Source organism: Aquabacterium sp. (assembly GCF_035476535.1).
Classification (GTDB): Bacteria; Pseudomonadota; Gammaproteobacteria; order Burkholderiales; family Burkholderiaceae_C; genus Pseudaquabacterium.
The window spans coordinates 1-19,155 of the sequence record NZ_DATILJ010000116.1; the positions used below are offsets into that span (position 1 = coordinate 1).

Genomic DNA, 19,155 nt, shown 5'->3' on the forward strand with positions numbered 1-19,155 from the left:
TTGCGTATCGGAGTTCCGAGGGAAACGGCTGCAGGCGAGAAGCGCGTCGCGACCGTGCCCGATGTGGTGGAAAAGCTGGTCAAGCTCGGGTTCTCGGTGGCCGTCGAAAGTGGTGCCGGCGACGCCGCGAATTTCGCCGACGACACCTACCGCGCCGCCGGTGCCGACATCGTGGCCACGACGGCCGAGCTCTGGTCCGGCGCGGACATCGTCTTCAAGGTGCGTGCACCCAGCGCCGCCGAAGTGGGTCTGATGCGCGAAGGCGGCATGCTGATCAGCTTCATCTGGCCCGCGCAGAACCCCGAACTGATGCAGCAGCTGGCGGCCCGCAAGGTCACCGTGCTGGCCATCGATTCGCTGCCGCGCCAGCTGTCCCGTGCCCAGAAGATGGACGCACTCACGTCCATGGCCGGCATCAGCGGCTACCGGGCGGTGATCGAGGCCGCCAATGCCTTTGGCCGCTTCTTCAACGGCCAGATCACCGCCGCCGGCAAGATTCCGCCGGCCAAGGTCTTCATCGCCGGTGCCGGTGTGGCCGGTCTGGCCGCCATCGGCACGGCCGCCAACCTGGGCGCCATCGTGCGCGCCAACGACACCCGCGCCGAGGTCGCCGACCAGGTCGTGTCGCTGGGTGGTGAATTCGTCAAGGTCGACTACGAGGAAGAAGGCTCCGGCGGCGGCGGCTACGCCAAGGTGATGAGCGAGGGCTTCCTGCAGGCCCAGCGCGAGATGTACGCCAAGCAGGCCAAGGACGCGGACATCATCATCACCACCGCGCTGATCCCGGGCAAGCCGGCACCGAAGCTGATCACCGCCGAGATGGTCAAGAGCATGAAGCCGGGCAGCGTCATCGTCGACATGGCCGGCGAGCAGGGCGGCAACTGCGAGCTCACGGTGCCCGGCGAGGCCGTGGTCCGGCATGGCGTCACCATCGTCGGCTACACCGATCTGGTCAGCCGCCTGGCCAAGCAGTCGTCGACGCTGTACTCGACCAATCTGCTGCGCGTGACCGAGGAGCTGTGCAAGACCAAAGACGGCGTGATCAACGTCAACATGGAAGACGACGCGATCCGCGGCCTGACGGTCATCAAGGAAGGCAGCATCACCTGGCCGCCGCCGCCGCCCAAGCTGCCGGCCGTGGTGGCCGCCAAGCCTGCCGCCATGCCGGCGGCGGCGCCCAAGGGCCACGGCCACGGTGCCGGCGAGCCGATGTCGGCCAAGTCGCTGGTCACGGTGTTCGGTGTCGGCGCGCTGGCCTTCCTGCTGGTCGGTCTCTACGCGCCAGCCAGCTTCCTCGCGCACTTCACGGTGTTCGTGCTGGCCTGCTTCGTCGGCTACATGGTGGTGTGGAACGTGACACCGTCACTGCACACGCCGCTGATGAGCGTCACCAACGCCATCTCGTCGATCATCGCCATCGGTGCGCTGGTGCAGGTGGCGCCGCCGTTCACCGGCGCCGGCACCGATCGGCCGAATGTCCTGATCCTGGGCCTGGCCGTCTTCGGGCTCGCGCTCACGGCCGTCAACATGTTCGGCGGCTTCGCGGTCACGCGGCGCATGCTGGCGATGTTCCGCAAATAAGAACAAGGACTCGGACATGACTTCCAGCCTGGCCACCGTCTCCTACATCGGCGCCACCATTCTCTTCATCCTCAGCCTGGGCGGACTCGCCAACCCCGAGACAGCACGCCGCGGCAACCTGTTCGGCATCATCGGCATGGCCGTCGCGGTGCTGGCCACCGTGCTCGGCCCGCGTGTCACGCCGGCCGGTTATGCCTGGATCATCGGCGCGCTGGTCGTCGGCGGCAGCATCGGCCTCTTCGCCGCGAAGAAGGTGCAGATGACGCAGATGCCCGAGCTCGTCGCGCTGATGCACAGCCTGGTGGGCCTGGCCGCCTGCCTGGTGGGCTTTGCCAGCTATGTCGACACCTCGACCGTGTTCCCGACGCCCGCCGAGAAATCGATCCACGAGATGGAGATCTACATCGGCATCCTGATCGGCGCCATCACCTTCTCCGGCTCGATCATCGCGTTCGGCAAGCTCTCGGGCAAGATCGGCGGCAAGCCGCTGTTGCTGCCCGGCCGGCACTGGATGAACCTGGCCGGCCTGTTGATCGTGATCTGGTTCGGCCGGGTGTTCCTGCAGGCGCATGACATCGGCTCCGGCATGATGCCGCTGCTGGTGATGACCGTGATCGCGCTGCTGTTCGGCATCCACATGGTCATGGCCATCGGCGGCGCCGACATGCCGGTGGTCGTTTCGATGCTCAACAGCTATTCGGGCTGGGCCGCGGCGGCCACCGGCTTCATGCTCAGCAACGACCTGCTCATCGTCGTCGGCGCGCTGGTCGGCTCCTCGGGCGCGATCCTGTCGTACATCATGTGCCGCGCGATGAACCGCAACTTCATCAGCGTCATCGCCGGCGGCTTCGGCACCGGCGGCGGCGCGCCCGTGGCGGCGGCCGGTGGTGCCGCGCAGCCGGCCGGCGAGGTGACGCCGATCAGCGCGGTGGAAACCGCGGAACTGCTGCGCGAGGCCAAGAGCGTCATCATCGTGCCGGGCTACGGCATGGCGGTGGCGCAGGCCCAGCACACGGTGTACGAGATCACCAAGCTGCTGCGCGAGAAGGGCGTCAAGGTGCGCTTCGGCATCCACCCGGTGGCCGGCCGCATGCCGGGCCACATGAACGTGCTGCTGGCCGAAGCCAAGGTGCCCTACGACATCGTGATGGAGATGGACGAGCTCAACGAGGACTTCCCCGGCACCGACGTCTCGATGGTCATCGGCGCCAACGACATCGTGAACCCGGCCGCGCAGGAGGACCCGACCAGCCCCATCGCCGGCATGCCGGTGCTGGAAGTCTGGAAGGCCCATAACTCCATCGTCATGAAGCGCAGCATGGCCTCCGGTTACGCCGGGGTCGACAATCCGCTGTTCTACAAAGAGAACAACCGCATGCTGTTCGGCGACGCCAAGAAGATGCTCGACGAGGTGCTGGCCGCGCTGCGGGCTTGAGGGACCTGATGATGGGCCCGACAGGTGCCGTCCACGGCGGACAGCCTGCGAAGGCGTGGGGCGTCCTCGCCCCACGCGAGGTCCACGCCTGAGACCCAAACCTTGCTCGGCAGCGCCGCAGAGGGCTGGCTGGATGCCGGCCTTGTTTTACTTGAACCGGCAAAGCCAAAACAGCGGCAATCCTTGTTTGAGCCTCGTCGTCTGCGCGGTGGCTTCCCGCTGGTCCTGCGCCTGCTGCGGGAGATGCACGCGGTGCTGCCGGATCACCCGCGCGGCGAAGGCCAGGCGCCCGGCGAGTTCCGCCATTCGCAGGACGTGGCGCTGCTCAATGCCGGGCTGGATGATAATCGCGGTGGGATATAGTCGTTCACCTCAGGGGTGAACGAAAATAATGGAAGTCAGCTTTGCCAACGAGCGGCTGAAGAAGGTCTGCGAGTCCGCCACGGAACGCAAGAAGCGGTTTGGCGAGCCTGTCGCTGGCAAGCTGAAGACCCGCCTGGACGATCTGGATGCTGCGCTGAGCTTGGAAGACATGCGCCACCTGCCAGGTCACTGGGAAGAACTCGCGGGTGATCGCCGTGGTCAGCTGTCCTGCCGATTGGCCGGCGGCATGCGGCTCATCGTTCGCCCCAAGCGCCAGCCCCCGCCGACCAAACCGGATGGCGGACTGGATTGGAGCGCAATTGATCAAGTGACCGTTATCGAAGTGGTGGACTACCATGACTGAATCACTGCCCGTGTATGCGCCGAGCGAGGTATCGCCGCCAGGTGAAACCCTGCGCGACATGATGGATGAGCGCGCGCTGAGTCAGGCCGAGTTGTCGCGTCGCATGGGTCGACCGCCTCAGGCAGTCAACGAAATCGTCGCTGGCAAGAAAGAGATCACCGAAGACACGGCACTCGAACTGGAGCGTGTGCTGCAGGTGCCCGCTCATTTCTGGCTGGCCCGAGAGGCGCGCTACCGAGAACATCTGGCTCGCCAGCGCGCGGCGGAGTCGCACAAAGCGCATCTGCCCTGGTTGAGACGCTTTCCGCTCAAGTCGCTGCAGGAGGCCGGCGTCTTGCCGGCAGGTCGACTGACTGCAGCATTCACCGAACAATTGGTCGAGCCGCTGTTGCGATTCTTTGGCGTCGCTTCACCCGAAGGCTGGGCGGCTCAGTACGACCAACTGCAGGCCCAGTTTCGGCGTGCGAAGCCCGAGAAGCAGACCGATGTGGCGGCCATCACGGCCTGGCTGCGCATGGGCGAACTGGCTGCCGCACGCTTGCAAACCGCCGACTACAACGCTGCAATGCTGGAAGCTGCATTGCCGGCCATGCGTGCGCTCAGCTTGCAGCCGCCGGTGTCCATTCGCCCTGAGCTCACCCGTTTGTGTGCGCAAGCCGGCGCGGCGCTGGTCTTCGTGCCTGCCTTGCCCGGTACCCATGTCACTGGCGTGGCCCGCTGGGTGGGCGGCAAGCCCTTGATCCAGCTGTCGTTGTTGGGCAAATGGAACGATGGCTTCTGGTTCAGCTTCTTCCACGAGATCGCGCATGTGCTCAAGCACCCTACACGAGCCGTCTTTCTTGACGATGCGTCGTCTGGCGACACAGTGCTGTCGACGGAGGAGCAGGAGGCCAATCGATTCGCAACCGACGTGCTGATTCCTCGAGCGTTGCAAGGGGAGTTGCAGCGACTGCCGCTGACCCATGCCGGCATCGAAGACTTCGCCCGCCAGCTCGGTCTTCATCCCGGCATCGTGGTCGGCCAGCTTCAACACCGCGGCCGCATCGGATACGGCCATGCGCTGACCAAGCTCAAGGCGCGCTACACCCTCACATGCCAGAACGATGCATGAACCTGTCCCGTCAGATTGACGCGACGCGCGCATGGCGCCTGCTTGGCATGACGAGGTTCAACTGCCCCGCTGCAGCCCCAGGTGCGACATCACCGCCAGCCCGGCCAGCAGCTTCAGCCCCGGCCCGTCTTCCGGCAAACCGCTGACCGACCAGGCGGTCAGCCGGCGTTCGGTGGCGGGCTCGCCGCCGCTGTGGGCGCTGAGGTAGGCCTCGAAACTGGCCTCGCGGTCGATCGTCAGCTGGTCATCGACGAAGTAGGTCGCGCCGTCGACGTTCAATGTGCCCGACAAGGCCAGCAAGCCGCTGGCTGCGTTGTAGCTGACGGTGTAGGTGCCGGCGATGCGCTCGGCTGCTGCCAGGTCGGCCGTGCCGGCTGAGGGCCGCAGGCCGGTCGGCACGCCCGGGCGCTCCAGCGCAAAACTCAGTTGCGTGCTGAACGACTGCTCGGCGGGCCAGGCCTGCACTGGGGCGGCTGCCGGGTCGGCGGCTGTGCTGGGGTTTGCAAGAGCGTTCATCGTCGGGCCTCGGCGGAAAAGGGGTGGGCCTTGCGGCAACACCCCCACTGTGCGCAGCGGCCGTTAGACGAGCGTTAGACGAGCGCTGCAATGCCCCTGCTGCGCTCAGGGGCTGACCCACACGATCGCCGATGCCCGCAGTCGCCAACGCAGCCGCCTACGCAGCCGCGCCGGCTGGCCGGGTTCAGCCGTGCACCGCCAGGCGCACCGCGTCGCTGAGCGTCAGCGCCACGCCTTCGCGCCAGCACGCGGCCAGCGCGGCCGGCGTCAGCTGCACGCGGCACAGCCGCCGCACGCGCCGCAGGTCATGGCGGTCCGCGCGGCTCAGCGGTCCGCAATGCAATGGCGCGAAGGTCTGCGCAAAACCCATCAGCCTTGCCGCGGTGTCGGGCAGGCGCAGGTGGGCCAGCGCGCGCGGCAGGTTCCACAGGCCATAGGCCAGCAGCAGCGTCTCAGGCAGCGCAAAGGCCAGTTGCACGCAGTCGCGGTAGGCCGCGGCAGCCTCGGACCAGCGGCGCAGCCGGGTCAGCGCTTCGCCGCGCACATTGCAGCCGTGCGCGTGCTGCACCCAGTCGCCGCTGGCGTGGGTGCTGGCCAGCATCTCGTCCAGCAGCGCCAGTGCCTCGGGGCAGCCAGCGGCCGATCCGGCCAGGGCTATCGCCAGATTGGCGCGGCCGGTGTTCATGCCTTGCACGTCGCCGGCCTGCGTCCACAGCGCCAGCGAGCGGCGCTGCAGCGTGATCGCGGCGGCGGGGTCGCGCGGGCGGGCCATCGCACCTTGCGTGGCCAGCACGCTGGCCATCAGCGACACGGCGCCGGCCGCTTCAGCCAGCGCCAGCGCTTCGGCCAGCCAGGCCTGCACGCCGGCGTCGCGCTGCATGCGCCAGCGCAGGTGCGCCAGACGGGCCAGCACCCCGGCGCGCGGCAGGCCGTTGCCGAGCGCCGCCTCGGGCAGCTCGGCCCAGGCCTGTTCGGCCAGCGGTGTCGCGCCCGCCGGGTTGCCGGCACGGAACAGTGCCCGCGCCAGGAAGGCGCGGGTCGTTGCGCGCTGCGGGGCCGTGGGCAGCGCATCGGCGCAGCGGGCCAGCGCCCGCATCGCGCCCTGCGGCAATGAGATGTCCGACAGCGGGCCCTGCAGCGCATCGACCAGCGCGGCGGCATCTTCCGGCGCGCCATCGGTCGCGGCCCCGGCGACGGCGGTGCCAATGTTGGCCAGCTCGTGCCGTACCTGCTGCAGCGGCGCGGCCAGCGGCAGCGCCCGCGCCCAGGTGATCAGCCAGCGGCGATGGCGGGCCCGCAAGGCCGGCGCGTCGGCCGCCGGCAGCATGGTGGCGGCGAACACGCGGATCAGCTCGAACAGCTCGAAGCGGGCGGTTTCGGCATCGCTGCGCAGCATCGAATGCATCACCAGTTCGTCCAGCGCCAGCGCCACGGTGGTGCTGCCGTCGCCGCACACGGCCTGCACCGCATCGAGCGTGCAGCCGCCGGCAAACACCGACAGCCGGCCGAGCAGGCGCTGCGCCTCGGGCGACAGCATCTGCCAGCTCCACTGCACTACCGCCAGCATCGAGGCATGGCGCGGGTCGCTGCCGCCGCGCGGGCCGCTGCGCGACAGCAGGGCCAGTGCGTTGCCGTGCGCTGCACCGGCCTCGCCGTGCGGCGAAGCGTCGCTGTCGACGCTGGGCTGCGCTGCCTGCAGCAACGCCAGCAGGCTGGCCGGCGGCACGCTGCGCACGCGCGACGCCGCCAGCTCGATGGCCAGCGGCATGCCCTCCAGCAGCCGCACCAGCGCGATCACCGCGTCGCGGTTGCGGCTGCTCAGGTGGAAATCGGCGCGCACCGCGCGGGCCCGGTCGACGAACAAGGCCACGGCCGGGTTCAGCGCCGCTTCATCGCCGGCATCGGGCTCCGGCAGCGGCAGCGGCGGCAGCACGAACTCCTGCTCGCCGGCCAGGCCCAGCGCGCGCCGCGAAGTCACCAGCAGGTGCAGCCCCGGGTTCTGCTCCAGCAGCGTGGCCACCACCGGTGCGCCGGCATCGACCAGTTGCTCGAAGTTGTCCAGCACCACCAGCGTGCGGCGGCCGGCCAGCACGCCAGCCAAGTGCCGCAGCCCATGGCTGGCGTGGCCTTCCTGGCGCAGCGCCAGCATCAGTGCGTCCAGCATCTCTTCACGCTGCAGGCAGCCGACCAGCGGCACGAAGGCCACCATGTCGAAGCGCGGCGCGCTGTTCGCTTCGGCCCAGCCGCTGCCGTCGCTCAGCGCCTGTGCTACTTCCACCGCCAGCCGCGTCTTGCCATGGCCGCCGGGCCCGAGCAGCGTGACCAGGCGCTGGCGCTGCACCTCGCTGCGCAGCCGCGCGCCGATGGTGTCGGCGCCCCGCAGGTGGGTCAGGTAGTGCGGCAGCACCGGGCGGACAGGCCGCGGCGGGGGGTATGCGGCCGCAGCGGGCGTGGCCGGCGCGGCAGCTGGGGCGACAGCGACGCCGGTGGGGGCCGTGCCCGCCGTCCGCCCGGGCCCCGGCGCATCGTCGAGCCGGTCTGCCAAGGCCGCCAGGCGCAGCCGCTCGTCGACGATCCATTCGTCGAAGAAGCCCGGCAGCAACTCGCCGCGGTACAGCGCCCGGGCCTCGTCGAGCCGGCCGGCGCGCAGCGCGGCTTCGAAGGCCGGCACGTCGCAGCTCAGCGCATCGGCGGTCAGGCGCAGCGCCTGGCGGTCGGCCTGCAGTACCGGCGCGCCGGTGGCGCCGGGCGCATCGAGCAGGCTCTTCAGCGTCGACAACACCTGGCGCAGCCGGTTGCGGCCGACATCCAGCGCCACGCCGGGCCACAGCAGCTCGATCAGTTCCTCGCGCGCATGGGCACGTTGCGGCGCCATGGCCAGCCGCGCCAACAGCGCCGCAGCGGCACGGCTGGACAGGCGTTGCAGCGTGCGGGTACCGTCGGTGAGGGTCAGATCGCCCAGCAAACGCAGTTGCCAGCGGGTGTGCAAGGGCGCGTTGCGGCCGGCGGTATCGAGGGCTTCGCTCATGGTCGATGGGGCTGGCGTGATTGTAGAAAGGGCTCGCCGCAGCACACACCGGGGGCGGCCCGGCTATCGAATGCCCTGATCCCGGTATGTCAGCAGTCCGTCAGAATCCGCCCCCAGGAACGGAGTGATTGATGGAGAAGATCTGGCTGAAGCAGTACCCCGCCGGCGTGCCGGCCGAGGTGAAGACCGACGTCTACCCCTCGCTGGTGGCGTTGATCGACGAGAGCTTTCGCAAATACCGGGAGGCCACGGCCTACAAGTTCATGGGCCGCGCGCTCAGCTTCGGCGAGGTGGATGAAACCTCACGCGCGCTGGCCGCCTGGCTGCAGGGCAGTGGGCTGGAACGCGGCGACCGGGTGGCGGTGATGATGCCCAACGTGCCGCAATACCCGGTGGCGGTAGCGGCCATCCTGCGCGCGGGGCTGGTGGTGGTGAACGTCAACCCGCTGTACACGCCGCGTGAGCTGGAGCACCAGCTGAAGGATTCGGGCGCCAAGGCGATCGTGATCCTCGAGAACTTCGCGTCGGTGTTCCAGCAGGTGCTGGACAAGGTGCCGACCAAGCAGGTGCTGCTGGCCTCGATGGGCGACATGCTGGGGCTGCTGAAGGGCACGCTGGTCAACCACGTGGTGCGGCGCGTGAAGAAGATGGTGCCGGCGTTTTCGCTGCCCGGCGCCACCCGCTTCAACGACGCGGTGAGCCGCGGCCGGCGCATGACGTACACCGCGCCGAAGATCGCGTCGGACGACATCGCCGTGCTGCAGTACACCGGCGGCACGACCGGCGTCAGCAAGGGCGCGGTGCTGCTGCACCGCAACCTGGTGGCCAACATCCTGCAGGCCGAGGCCTGGTACCAGCCGGCACTGAAAAAGATCCCGTCGGGCGAGCAGATCGTCACCGTCTGCGCGCTGCCGCTGTACCACATCTTCGGCTTCAACACGAACATGATGCTGAGCCTGCGCATGGGCGGCTGCAACATCCTGATCGCCAACCCGCGCGACATCCCGGCGATGTTGAAAGAGCTGGCCGCCCAGCCCTTCCACAGCCTGCCGGCCGTCAACACGCTGTTCACCGCGATGGCCAACCACGCCGATTTCGACAAGGTGGACTGGAGCCACCTGAAGATCTCGGTCGGCGGCGGCATGGCCGTGACGCAGGGCACGGCGCGGCAATGGCTGGAGAAGACCGGCTGTCCGATCTGCGAGGGCTACGGCCTGTCCGAGACCAGCCCGTCGGCCACCTGCAACCCGGTGGATGCCACGGCGTACAGCGGCACCATCGGGCTGCCGATGCCGTCGACCGAGCTGGCGCTGCTGGACGACGATGGCAAGGAAGTGCCGCTGGGCACACCGGGCGAGATTGCCATCCGCGGCCCGCAGGTGATGGCCGGCTACTGGCAGCGCCCTGATGAAACCGCCAAGGTCATGACCGCCGACGGCTTCTTCCGCACCGGCGACATCGGCACCGTGGACGAGCGCGGCTATTTCCGCATCGTCGACCGCAAGAAGGACATGATCCTGGTCTCCGGTTTCAACGTCTACCCGAACGAGATCGAGGATGTGCTGAGCCAGATGCCCGGCGTCCTGGAATGCGCCGCGGTCGGCATTCCGGACGAAAAGGCCGGCGAGGCGGTGAAGGTGGTGCTGGTGAAGAAGGACCAGGCGGTCAGCGAGTCCGACGTGCGGGCGTTCTGCGAGGCCAATCTCACGGGTTACAAACGGCCCAAGGTGGTTGAGTTCCGCACCGAACTGCCGAAGACACCGGTAGGCAAGATCCTCCGCCGCGAACTGCGCGACGCACGGCGCTGACGCGCTGATCGTCGGGCAGGGCACCCAACCCCCATGACGACGCGCTATGTCAAGACCGAAGTCGGCCGCCAGGCCATCCGCGACAGGGCGCAGGCCTTGTCGCGGCCGGCGCGCAACCTGCTTTTGATCATCGACGGCCAGAAGCCGGGCGCCGACTGGGTGGGGCTGGTCAACGGCAGCACGCTGGCCGATCTGCAGCAGCTGATCGATGGCGCCATGGTCGAGCCGGTGCGCAGTGCATCGTCGGCGTCTTCCGCGCCGGCGCCGGCGGCGGCTGCACCGGCACCGGCACCGGCACCGGAGCCTGTCCCCGCCTCCGTCCCCGCAGAGGCCGCGGTGCCCGTCGCCGAAGCCGCGCCGGTGGTCCGGCCGGATGAAACAGCGCCCTTGCGCGTGCGGCTGGCCGTGGTCGGCTACCGGCACCTGTACGACACGATGACCGCGCAGGCGCGGCCACTGCTGGGCCTGATCAAGGGCTACCGCATGGTGCTGGACGTGGAAAAATGCAACGGCCCGGATGAACTGCGATCGCTGGCCGCGCGCTTCATCGACGAAGTGCGGGCCGCGCAAGGGGCTGGCGCGGCCTACCGCATCACCGAGACCCTCTGCGCCGGGGCCTGACCTCTGCCCCTGGGCACCGCGGGCCTGGACCCGCCCGGCCGCCCGGCTGCCCGGCGCAGCGCTGGTGCACACTGCCGGCCCATGACTCCCCGCTTCCATGTCGAGCCGGCGCTGCGTGCCGGCATCGAGTTGCCCTTGCCCGACAACGCCGCGCGCCATGCCCAGGTGCTGCGCCTGCAGCCCGGCGCACCGCTGTGCCTGTTCGACGGCCAGGGCGGCGAATGGTCGGCCGAGGTGCTGGCGATGGGCCGCAAATCGGTGCAGGTGAGGGTGCTCGCCCATGAACCGGTCGAGCGGGAACTGGACGTCGCGGTGACGCTGGCGCTGGGCATGCCGGCCAATGAACGCATGGACACACTGGTCGAAAAGGCCACCGAGCTGGGCGTGGTCGCGATCCAGCCGCTGGTCTGCGAGCGCTCGGTGCTGCGCGTGGCCGGTGAACGTGCCGAGCGCAAGGCCGCGCACTGGCAGGCGGTGGCCGTCGCGGCTTGCGAACAAAGCGGCCGCAACCGCGTGCCGCTGATCGGTGCGCCGCTGCCGCTGCGGGAGTGGTTGGCCGGGCTGGCGCCGATCGCACCGGCACGGCTGCTGCTGAGCCTGGACCCGCAGGCACCGCCGCTGCTGCGGGCCACCACGCCGTTGGCGCAGGCCGGCGGGATCACCGTGCTCAGCGGCCCCGAGGGCGGCCTGAGCGATGCCGAGCAGGCGCTGGCGCTGCGCCACGGTTTTGTCGCCGTGTCGCTGGGCCCGCGCGTGCTGCGCGCCGACACGGCGCCGCTGGCCGCGTTGGCCTGCATCGGCGGAGCCTCGGCATGAACCCGCGGCTTGCACTGCTGACGCTGTGCCAGGGCCTGCTGATGGTCAACAACGTGACCTTCATCGCGATCAACGGCCTGGTCGGCCTGGCGCTGGCGCCGGCGGGCTGGATGGCCACGCTGCCGATCACCGGCTACGTGGCCGGCGGTGCACTGGCGACCGGGCTGGTGGCGCACCACCAGCGGCGCTACGGCCGCCGGCGTGCGTTCCAGCTCGGGCTGCTGGTGGCCATCGCCAGCGCGGCGGTCTGCGCCTGGGCGGTGTTGACACGCGACTTCTGGCTGCTGACCGCGGCCACGGTCATTGCGGGTTATTACAACGCCAATGGCTCGCTGTACCGCTTCGCCTCGGTCGAGCTGGTCGACGCCGCGTACAAGGAGCGCGCGATCTCGTGGGTGCTGGCCGGCGGCATCCTCGGCGCGGTGGTTGGACCCAACCTGGCGCAATGGAGCCGCGGCCTGCTGGCGCAGCCCTTCGCCGGCGCCTACCTGGCGCTGTGCGGCGTGGCGCTGCTGAGCCTGCTGCTGATCTCGTGCATCCCGTTCCCGACGCTGCCGGGCCAGGGCCAGCCGGCCACGGGCCGGCCGCTGGCCGAGATCGTGCGGCAGCCGTTGTTCATCATCGCCACCGCGGCCTGCGCCATCGGCTATGGCGTGATGAACCTGCTGATGGCCGCGACGCCGATCGCGATGCAACAGTGCGCGCACCCGTTCTCGGCCACCGCGCTGGTGCTGGAGTGGCATGTGCTGGGCATGTTCGTGCCCAGTTTCTTCACCGGCCGGCTGATCAAGCGCTTCGGCGTGCTGCCGGTGATGATCGTCGGCCTGCTGCTGAACGCCGGCTGCGTCGCTTTCGCGCTGCATGGCAACGACGTGATGCACTTCCTCGGCGCGCTGCTGGCGCTGGGCGTGGGCTGGAACTTCCTGTTCATCGGCGGCACCACGCTGGCCACCAGCGCCTGGCGCCCGGAAGAGAAGACGCAGGCGCAGGCGGCGCTGGACTTCTGCGTCTACCTGACGATGACGCTGACCTCGTTCGCCAGCGGCGCGCTGGTGACCACCGGCGGCTGGCAGGCGATGAACCTCGGTGCGCTGCTGCCGCTGGCCCTGCTGGCCGTGGCGCTGGCCTGGCTGGCGCTGCACCAGCGCGCGATGGCGCGGGCGCCCGCGGCTTAAGCGCGCGGGCTTTCCGTGGCGGGATCGGCCTCGGTATCCGGCTTCGGCGTGCGCGCCGAACCGGCCACCAGGTCGAAGCGGAACAGCCGGCATTCGATCGGGCCGTTCCACATCGGCGTGCGCTGGTTTTCCTTCAGGCGCAGCGCCTGCGGCAGCTTCATGTCCGGGCTCAGCACGTAGGCTGACCAGCCGGCATAGTGGCGCTTCCAGTGGCTGGCGAGCTGGCTGAAGAACTCGGCCGGCGAGCCGCCGCCTTCGAAGCCTTCGCGGCTGCCGCGTTCTTTGGCTGCTGGCGAGCCCTTGGGCTCGATGCGTTCGCCACCGCGCGAGCCCTTGGGCTCGATGCGCTCCCCGTACGGCGGGTTCAGCATCATCACGCCCGTCTCGGCCGGTGGCAGGCGCTGCAGCGCGTCGGCGGTCTTGAACTCGATGGCCTGGCTGACGCCGGCGCGCTCGGCATTGCGCGTGGCAAAGTCGGTCATGCGGAAGGCCACGTCACCGGCGAACAGCGGCACGGCCGGCGCATGTTTCAGTGCGCGGGCTTCGTCCTTCATCTGGCGCAGCGCGTTCTGGTGCGTGCGGAAGGGCAGCATCTTCTCGAACGCGAAACGCCGCTGCAGGCCGGGCGCGATGCCGCAGGCGATCTGCGCGGCCTCGATGGCGATGGTGCCGGCGCCGCAGCAGGGGTCGAACAGCGCGCCATCTTCGGCGCGGCCCCGCCAGCCGGCGGCGGCCAGCATCGCCGCGGCCAGGGTTTCCTTCAGCGGCGCTTCGCCTTTGGCTTCACGCCAGCCACGTTTGAACAGCGCTTCGCCGGAGGTGTCGGCGTACAAGGTGGCGTCGGTGGCAGACAGATGCAGCGTCAGCGGCAGGTCGGGAAAGCGCGTGTCGACGCTGGGGCGTTCGCCGGTGGCGTCGCGCAGCACATCGCACAGGCCGTCCTTCACGCGCAGCGTCGCGAAATTCAGGCTCTGTAGCGGTGAGCGCTGCGCGGTGGTGTCGATGCGGAAGGTCTGCTGCGGCGTGATCCAGTCGCCCCAGCGTACCGTGCGTGCCAGGTCGTAGAGGTCGTGCTCGCTGCGGTAGGGCGCATGGGCCAGGGGCCACAGCACACGTTGCGCGAGTCGGCTGTGCAGGTTCAGGCGCATCGCGGTCAGCGCGTCGCCGTGAACCACCACGCCGCCACGGGCGGCCATGACCTGCGCCTTGTCGCCGAGCAGGCGCTTGCATTCGTCGACGAGCAGCGGTTCGACACCGGCCGCGCAGGGCAGGAACAGGGCGGCCATGGTCAGAGCGCTTTTCTCAGGTTCGCGGGCGCGATCTTCAGCGCTTCACGGTATTTGGCGACAGTGCGCCGTGCCACCTGGATACCTTGTTCGGCCAGCATGTCCGAGAGCTGGTTGTCCGACAGCGGCTTGCCCGGGTCTTCCGAGCTGACCAGTTGCTTGATCAGCGCGCGCACCGCCGTGCTCGAGGCATTGCCGCCGGCCTCGGTGTTCAGCGACGAGCCGAAGAAGTACTTCAGCTCGAAGGTGCCGAAGGGCGTGTTCATGTACTTCGCGGTGGTCACGCGCGAGATGGTGGATTCATGCAGGCCCAGCTCGTCGGCGATCTCGCGCAGCACCAGCGGCTTCATCGCGATCTCGCCATGGGTGAAGAAGCCCTTCTGCCGCTCGACGATGGCCTGGCTGACGCGCAGGATGGTGTCGAAGCGCTGCAGGATGTTCTTCATGAACCAGCGGGCTTCCTGCAGCCGTGCCGACAGGCCTGCGCCGTTGCCATTGCGCTGGCCCTTGATGGCCTGCGCATAGAGGTCGTTGATGCGCAGTTTGGGCATCACGTCCGGGTTCAGCATCACCTTCCAGCCGCGGCCGGATTTCTGCACGATGACATCGGGCACGATGATGTTGGCTTCGGCGCGCGCGAACTGCCGGCCGGGCTTGGGCTCGCAGGCGACGATCAGCGATTGCGCTTCGCGCAGCATCGTTTCGTCGGCGCCGGTGGCGGCCATCAGCTTCTTCATGTCGCGCCGGGCCAGCAGCTCCAGGTGCTGCTTGCAGATGATGATGGCCACCACCTGCGCCTCGCAGCGCGGCAGCGTGCGCAGCTGCAGGGTCAGGCATTCGCCGAGGTTGCTGGCGCCCACGCCGGTGGGCTCCAGGCTCTGCAGCCATTTCAGCGCGCAGCGCAGGCGATCGATCAGCTCTTCGCGGGATTCGGTGAATTCGTCGCCCGCACCGGCCAGGCGTTCGGCGATCTCTTCCAGCGGGTCGGCCAGGTAGCCGTCCTCGTTCAGCGATTCGATCAGCACCATCACCGCCGCGGCGTCTTCGCCGGACAGGCGCATGCCCAGCAGCTGCCGGCGCAAGTGGTCCTGCAGCGTCGGGCCGATGTCGCCGGACTCGATCGGCTCGAAGTCGTCGTCGCCACTGCCGGTGCCCGAGGCCGAGGAGGGCAGTTCGCGAATGCCGTCGAAATCGTCGCCTTCGGTGCCGTTGTCCCAGTCTTCGCGCTCGGTGGTGCCGAACTCGGCGGTGTCGACACCGGCCGGCTCGTCGCCGCCGCCCGCGCTGTCGACCGCGTTGTCATCCCGGTCGGCGACCCGGTCGACCGGCGATTCGGCGGTCTTCTCAGGTGCGTTGACACGCTCCAGCCCCATCTCCATCGGGGCCTGGTCGCCCTCGACCTCGAGGAAAGGGTTCTGTTCGAGCATCTGCTCGATTTCCTGGTGCAGCTCCAGCGTGGAGAGTTGCAGCAGGCGGATCGACTGCTGCAGCTGGGGCGTCAGCGCCAGGTGCTGCGACAGGCGTACCTGCAATGAGGGTTTCATGGACACGCCCTCGCCTTACATCCGGAAGTGCTCGCCGAGGTAGACGCGGCGCACGTCCGCGTTCTCGACGATTTCGGCCGGCGTGCCTTCAGCCAGCACCCGGCCTTCGCTGATGATGTAGGCGCGGTCGCAGATGCCCAGCATCTCGCGCACGTTGTGGTCGGTGATCAGCACACCGATGCCGCGGCTCTTCAGGAAACCGATGATGCGCTGGATCTCGATCACGGCGATCGGGTCGACGCCGGCAAACGGCTCGTCCAGCAGGATGAAGCGCGGCTGCGTGGCCAGCGCGCGGGCGATCTCGACGCGCCGGCGTTCACCGCCGGACAGCGCGGGGGCCGGCGAATCACGCAGCTTCTCGATCGACAGGTCGTGCAGCAGCTGGTTGAGCTTCTCTTCGATGACGCCGTTCTTCAGCGGCTTGCCGTCGGCGCCGATCTGCAGCTCCAGCACCGCGCGGATGTTCTCGGCGACGTTGAGCTTGCGAAAGATCGACGCCTCCTGCGGCAGGTAGGACAAGCCCATGCGCGCACGCTGGTGGATCGGCTTGCCGTGCACCGCGACACCATCGATGCTGATCTCCCCGGCATCGGCGCGCACCAGGCCGACGACCATGTAGAAGGTGGTGGTCTTGCCGGCCCCGTTGGGTCCGAGCAGTCCCACCACCTCGCCGGCGCCGACGGCCAGGTGCACTTCCTTGACCACCTTGCGCGAGCCGTAGGTCTTTTGCAGTCCGCTCACTTCGAGGCGGCTGCCGGCGGCGGGCGCGCCGTGCTGCAACGCGTTCACCGCCGTTCCCCGAGGGCCGGCGTGCTGCGCAGCGGCTGGGTCGGTGCGGCGCTGGCGGCCGGGGCGGGCGGCGCCGACGCGGCATCCCGCGGCGCCAGCACGGCAGTCACGCGGCCGCCCGGATTGGCGGCGGTGGCGGTGCCGCCCTGCACGTTGAAGATCTCGGCGTTGTTGTCCCAGGTGATGACCTGGCCGCGAATCTCGTCGGCTGCCACCGTGCCGCGCAGGCGGCGGGCGATGGCACGGCCTTCGAAGCGCAGCGTGTTGGCACGGCTGTCGTAGTCGATGCGCTGGGCCGTGCCTTCGACATGCTCGTCGATGTTGTCGCGCTTCTGGCGGTATTGCGCCGGCTTGGCGTCGGTGCCGACGGCGCTGGCCAGCTTGTAGCCTTCCGGCGTCTCGCGCAGTTCGACCCGCTCGGCTCGGATCAGCAGCGTGCCCTGTGCCACGACCACGTTGCCGCTGCAGCTGCTGGTCTGCTTCAGCAGGTTCACGGTGCAGGGCTGGTCCGATTCCAGCGACATCGGCTTGCTGCGATCGGCCTTCTCGGCCGCCACTGGCAGGCAGATGGCCAGCGCCGCGCCGGCGCACAGCCAGGCGATGGATCGGGAGCGGAGAAGGGCAGTCATTGGGCGGCACAAAACTTGCAGACCATTCTAGTCGCAAGCCTGTACCGCCTTGGGCGCGAATGTCGGTAAATCTTCGCGATGACTGCGGCTGCGATGCGCCGCAGCTGGGGTCAGCGTCTATGCCTTCTTGGCCTTCAGGATCAGCGCGTCCATCACGCGAAGCGCCTGCTCATGGCCGCCGGCCAGGCCCACCGAGGTCATGAAGCGGCCCTGCACGCCCATGGCTGGTACGCCGTCGATCTTCCAGGCGTTGGTCAGTTGTTTGGCCTGGCTGCACTTGGTGGCCACCGAGAAGCTCTTCATCGTGTCGGTGAGCTTGGCGTAGTCCAGGCCATTGGCGCTGCTGAAGCTTTGCAGATCGCTGTCCTTGTCCAGGCGCAGGTGCTGCACATGGACGGCGGCGAACACCTTGCGGTGCACCGCGTCGAGCTGGCCCATCGCTTCGAGGGCGTAGAACAGCTTCTGGTAGGGCTCGTGCGGGCCATTGAAGGCCACCGGGATGCGGCGGAACACCACGTCCGCCGGCAGCTTGCGGGCCCAGGCGTCGAGCGAGGGCTCGAAGGCATTGCAATGCGGGCACCAGTAGCCGAAGAACTCGACCACTTCCACCTTGCCGGCCGCCGCGGGCGACACCGGCACGGGCTGCTGCAGCCGGGTGTACTCGCGGCCTTCGACCGGTTCGCCCTGCGCGTGCGCGCTGCCAGCCAGCACCGATGCCAGGCTGCCGGTGCCAAGCCCGAGGGCGAAATCACGACGATTCATGCCAAGTCCTTTTCGTTGTCCGAGCGCAATGGATCCATGCGGCTCGCCAAGGTTCAACGTTCCACGCGCACCAGGTTCGATTCGATGCTCGACCCGGCCAGCCGCGATTGCATGGCTTCGGCCTCGTCGCGCGCATCGAAGGGGCCCACGCGCACGCGGAACACCGTGCGGCCGGATTGTTCCCGCTCCATCACCCGCGCCGTGACGCCCAGCATCGCCAGCTTGGCGCGCTGGGCCTCGGCGTCCTCGGTGCGGGCATAAGCCCCGGCCTGCACATAGAAGCTGAACGCTTCAGGGCTGGTGGCGGTGGACTTGGCCGCTTGGCCGCTGAGGATGGCGGCCGGGTCCCGGGCGCCGCGCGCGGCCGAAGCCGCCGCGGAGGCCGCGGCCGTCGCCACGGCCGCCGATGCCGGGCCGGCGCTGCGAGCCACAGGAGGCGCTGGCGTGGCCGCTGCGTCCGGATTCGCCGTCGGGGCCGCATCGGCCACGCCGCTGGCCGCGGGTGCCGGCGACGGTGCCGGCCGCGCCGGGTTCTTGCCGGCCAGCGGCGCGTTCGGGTCCCAGTGCTTGTTCTTGGCCGCTTCGGCCGCGTCTTGCTCTGCCGTGCGCTGCGGCACCTTGTTGACGAAGGGGATCGGCACCTTGGTGATGTACAGCGCCACGCCCAGCGCCAGTGCCAGGCCGAGCAGCAGGCCGACGATCAGGCCCAGCGCAAAACCACCGCCTTGTTTTTTGCCCTTCATGCCGCGGCCTCCGTGGGCGCTGTGTCGCGCGTCATCGCATCCGGGGCGCTGACGCCCAGCACGGCCAATGCATTGCGCAGCACCTGGCGCGTGGCGGCCAGCAGCGCCATGCGGGCGCGGGCCAGCGCGGGCTCGTCGACCAGGAAACGCTCGGCCGCGTAGTAGCTGTGGAAGGACGCGGCCAGGTCGCGCAGGTAGAACGCGATGTCGTGCGGCGCCATGTCGGCGGCGGCGCCGGCCAGCATGTCCGGGTAGGCGGCGAGCTTGAGCATCAGCGCCTGTTCGCTGGGAGCCGCCAGCAGCGACAGATCGGCCGCCGCATCGGGTTCGGCGCCGCCGCGCCGGGCGTGCTCGGCCAGCACCGAGCAGATGCGTGCATGGGCGTACTGCACGTAGAACACCGGGTTCTCGTCGCTGGCCTTCAGCGCCAGGTCGACATCGAAGACGAACTCGGTGTCGGCCTTGCGGCTGATCAGGAAGAAGCGCACCGCGTCACGGCTGGTCCAGTCGATCAGGTCGCGCAGCGTGACGTAGCCGCCCGAGCGCTTGGAGATCTTCACCTCCTCGCCGCCCTTCATCACCGT

18 protein-coding genes are annotated in these 19,155 nt (G+C 69.1%); 9 read left to right on the plus strand and 9 right to left on the minus strand.

All coding sequences use genetic code 11. The features are described from left to right. The 5 genes from VLK61_RS11960 to VLK61_RS11980 form a co-directional block, all read left to right on the plus strand. Nucleotides 1–1,581, plus strand: a 1,581-nt coding sequence (locus VLK61_RS11960; RefSeq protein ID WP_325421411.1) for a Re/Si-specific NAD(P)(+) transhydrogenase subunit alpha, incomplete at its 5' end; no start/stop codon positions are given. Nucleotides 1,582–1,597: 16 nt separating this feature from the next. Next, nucleotides 1,598–3,016: a Re/Si-specific NAD(P)(+) transhydrogenase subunit beta gene (gene pntB, locus VLK61_RS11965; protein ID WP_325421413.1), complete on the plus strand. Its 1,419-nt coding sequence runs from the start codon at nt 1,598–1,600 to the stop codon at nt 3,014–3,016. 102 nt (nt 3,017–3,118) lie between these two features. After that, nucleotides 3,119–3,379: a hypothetical protein gene (locus tag VLK61_RS11970; protein ID WP_325421415.1), complete on the plus strand. Its 261-nt coding sequence runs from the start codon at nt 3,119–3,121 to the stop codon at nt 3,377–3,379. A gap of 28 nt (nt 3,380–3,407) precedes the next feature. Further along, nucleotides 3,408–3,743 carry a type II toxin-antitoxin system RelE/ParE family toxin gene (locus tag VLK61_RS11975; RefSeq protein ID WP_325421418.1) on the plus strand — a complete coding sequence of 112 codons (336 nt, stop codon included), beginning with the start codon at nt 3,408–3,410 and terminating at the stop codon, nt 3,741–3,743. Then, nucleotides 3,736–4,854, plus strand: a complete 1,119-nt coding sequence (locus VLK61_RS11980; protein WP_325421420.1) for a helix-turn-helix domain-containing protein — start codon at nt 3,736–3,738, stop codon at nt 4,852–4,854. The genes VLK61_RS11975 and VLK61_RS11980 overlap by 8 nt, the downstream gene beginning before the upstream one ends. Nucleotides 4,855–4,911: 57 nt before the next feature. Here VLK61_RS11980 and VLK61_RS11985 read toward each other — a convergent pair whose 3' ends face one another. Next, nucleotides 4,912–5,370, minus strand: coding sequence for a hypothetical protein (locus VLK61_RS11985; protein ID WP_325421422.1), 459 nt, complete (start codon nt 5,368–5,370; stop codon nt 4,912–4,914). Nucleotides 5,371–5,554: 184 nt separating this feature from the next. After that, the gene (locus tag VLK61_RS11990) at nt 5,555–8,398 is read right to left on the minus strand and encodes an ATP-binding protein (RefSeq protein ID WP_325421424.1); all 2,844 of its coding nucleotides are present in this window, start codon (nt 8,396–8,398) and stop codon (nt 5,555–5,557) included. Between the two features lie 131 nt (nt 8,399–8,529). On the opposite strand from VLK61_RS11990, the gene VLK61_RS11995 reads away from it, so the two are divergent. From VLK61_RS11995 to VLK61_RS12010, 4 genes are all read left to right on the plus strand, one after another. After that, on the plus strand, nt 8,530–10,206 hold the full coding sequence (locus VLK61_RS11995; protein ID WP_325421426.1) for a long-chain-fatty-acid--CoA ligase: 1,677 nt from the start codon (nt 8,530–8,532) through the stop codon (nt 10,204–10,206). A gap of 33 nt (nt 10,207–10,239) precedes the next feature. Beyond that, nucleotides 10,240–10,827: a hypothetical protein gene (locus VLK61_RS12000; protein WP_325421428.1), complete on the plus strand. Its 588-nt coding sequence runs from the start codon at nt 10,240–10,242 to the stop codon at nt 10,825–10,827. Nucleotides 10,828–10,908: 81 nt separating this feature from the next. Continuing rightward, the gene (locus VLK61_RS12005; protein WP_325421430.1) at nt 10,909–11,643 is read left to right on the plus strand and encodes a 16S rRNA (uracil(1498)-N(3))-methyltransferase; all 735 of its coding nucleotides are present in this window, start codon (nt 10,909–10,911) and stop codon (nt 11,641–11,643) included. After that, a complete protein-coding gene (locus tag VLK61_RS12010; protein ID WP_325421431.1) occupies nt 11,640–12,818 on the plus strand; it encodes an MFS transporter in 1,179 nt (392 codons plus the stop codon). Before VLK61_RS12005 ends, VLK61_RS12010 begins: the two co-directional genes overlap by 4 nt. Here VLK61_RS12010 and VLK61_RS12015 read toward each other — a convergent pair. The 7 genes from VLK61_RS12015 to VLK61_RS12045 form a co-directional block, all read right to left on the minus strand. Next, entirely contained in the window at nt 12,815–14,104 is a 1,290-nt protein-coding gene (locus tag VLK61_RS12015; protein WP_325421433.1) for a THUMP domain-containing class I SAM-dependent RNA methyltransferase, read from the minus strand. The genes VLK61_RS12010 and VLK61_RS12015 overlap by 4 nt on opposite strands. Before the next feature lie 2 nt (nt 14,105–14,106). Next, on the minus strand, nt 14,107–15,648 hold the full coding sequence (locus tag VLK61_RS12020) for an RNA polymerase factor sigma-54 (RefSeq protein WP_325421435.1): 1,542 nt from the start codon (nt 15,646–15,648) through the stop codon (nt 14,107–14,109). 15 nt (nt 15,649–15,663) lie between these two features. Then, nucleotides 15,664–16,437 (minus strand): LPS export ABC transporter ATP-binding protein, encoded by a 774-nt coding sequence (lptB, locus tag VLK61_RS12025; protein WP_325421437.1) that lies wholly within the window; start codon nt 16,435–16,437, stop codon nt 15,664–15,666. Further along, nucleotides 16,434–17,066 carry a lipopolysaccharide transport periplasmic protein LptA gene (gene lptA / locus VLK61_RS12030; RefSeq protein WP_325421439.1) on the minus strand — a complete coding sequence of 211 codons (633 nt, stop codon included), beginning with the start codon at nt 17,064–17,066 and terminating at the stop codon, nt 16,434–16,436. Before lptA ends, lptB begins: the two co-directional genes overlap by 4 nt. 117 nt (nt 17,067–17,183) lie before the next feature. Further along, on the minus strand, nt 17,184–17,828 hold the full coding sequence (locus VLK61_RS12035; RefSeq protein ID WP_325421441.1) for a thiol:disulfide interchange protein DsbA/DsbL: 645 nt from the start codon (nt 17,826–17,828) through the stop codon (nt 17,184–17,186). Between the two features lie 53 nt (nt 17,829–17,881). Further along, the gene (locus tag VLK61_RS12040; protein ID WP_325421443.1) at nt 17,882–18,571 is read right to left on the minus strand and encodes an SPOR domain-containing protein; all 690 of its coding nucleotides are present in this window, start codon (nt 18,569–18,571) and stop codon (nt 17,882–17,884) included. Then, a partial coding sequence (locus VLK61_RS12045; protein ID WP_325421445.1) for a DALR anticodon-binding domain-containing protein occupies nt 18,568–19,155 on the minus strand: 588 nt, incomplete at its 5' end. The genes VLK61_RS12045 and VLK61_RS12040, both read right to left, overlap by 4 nt.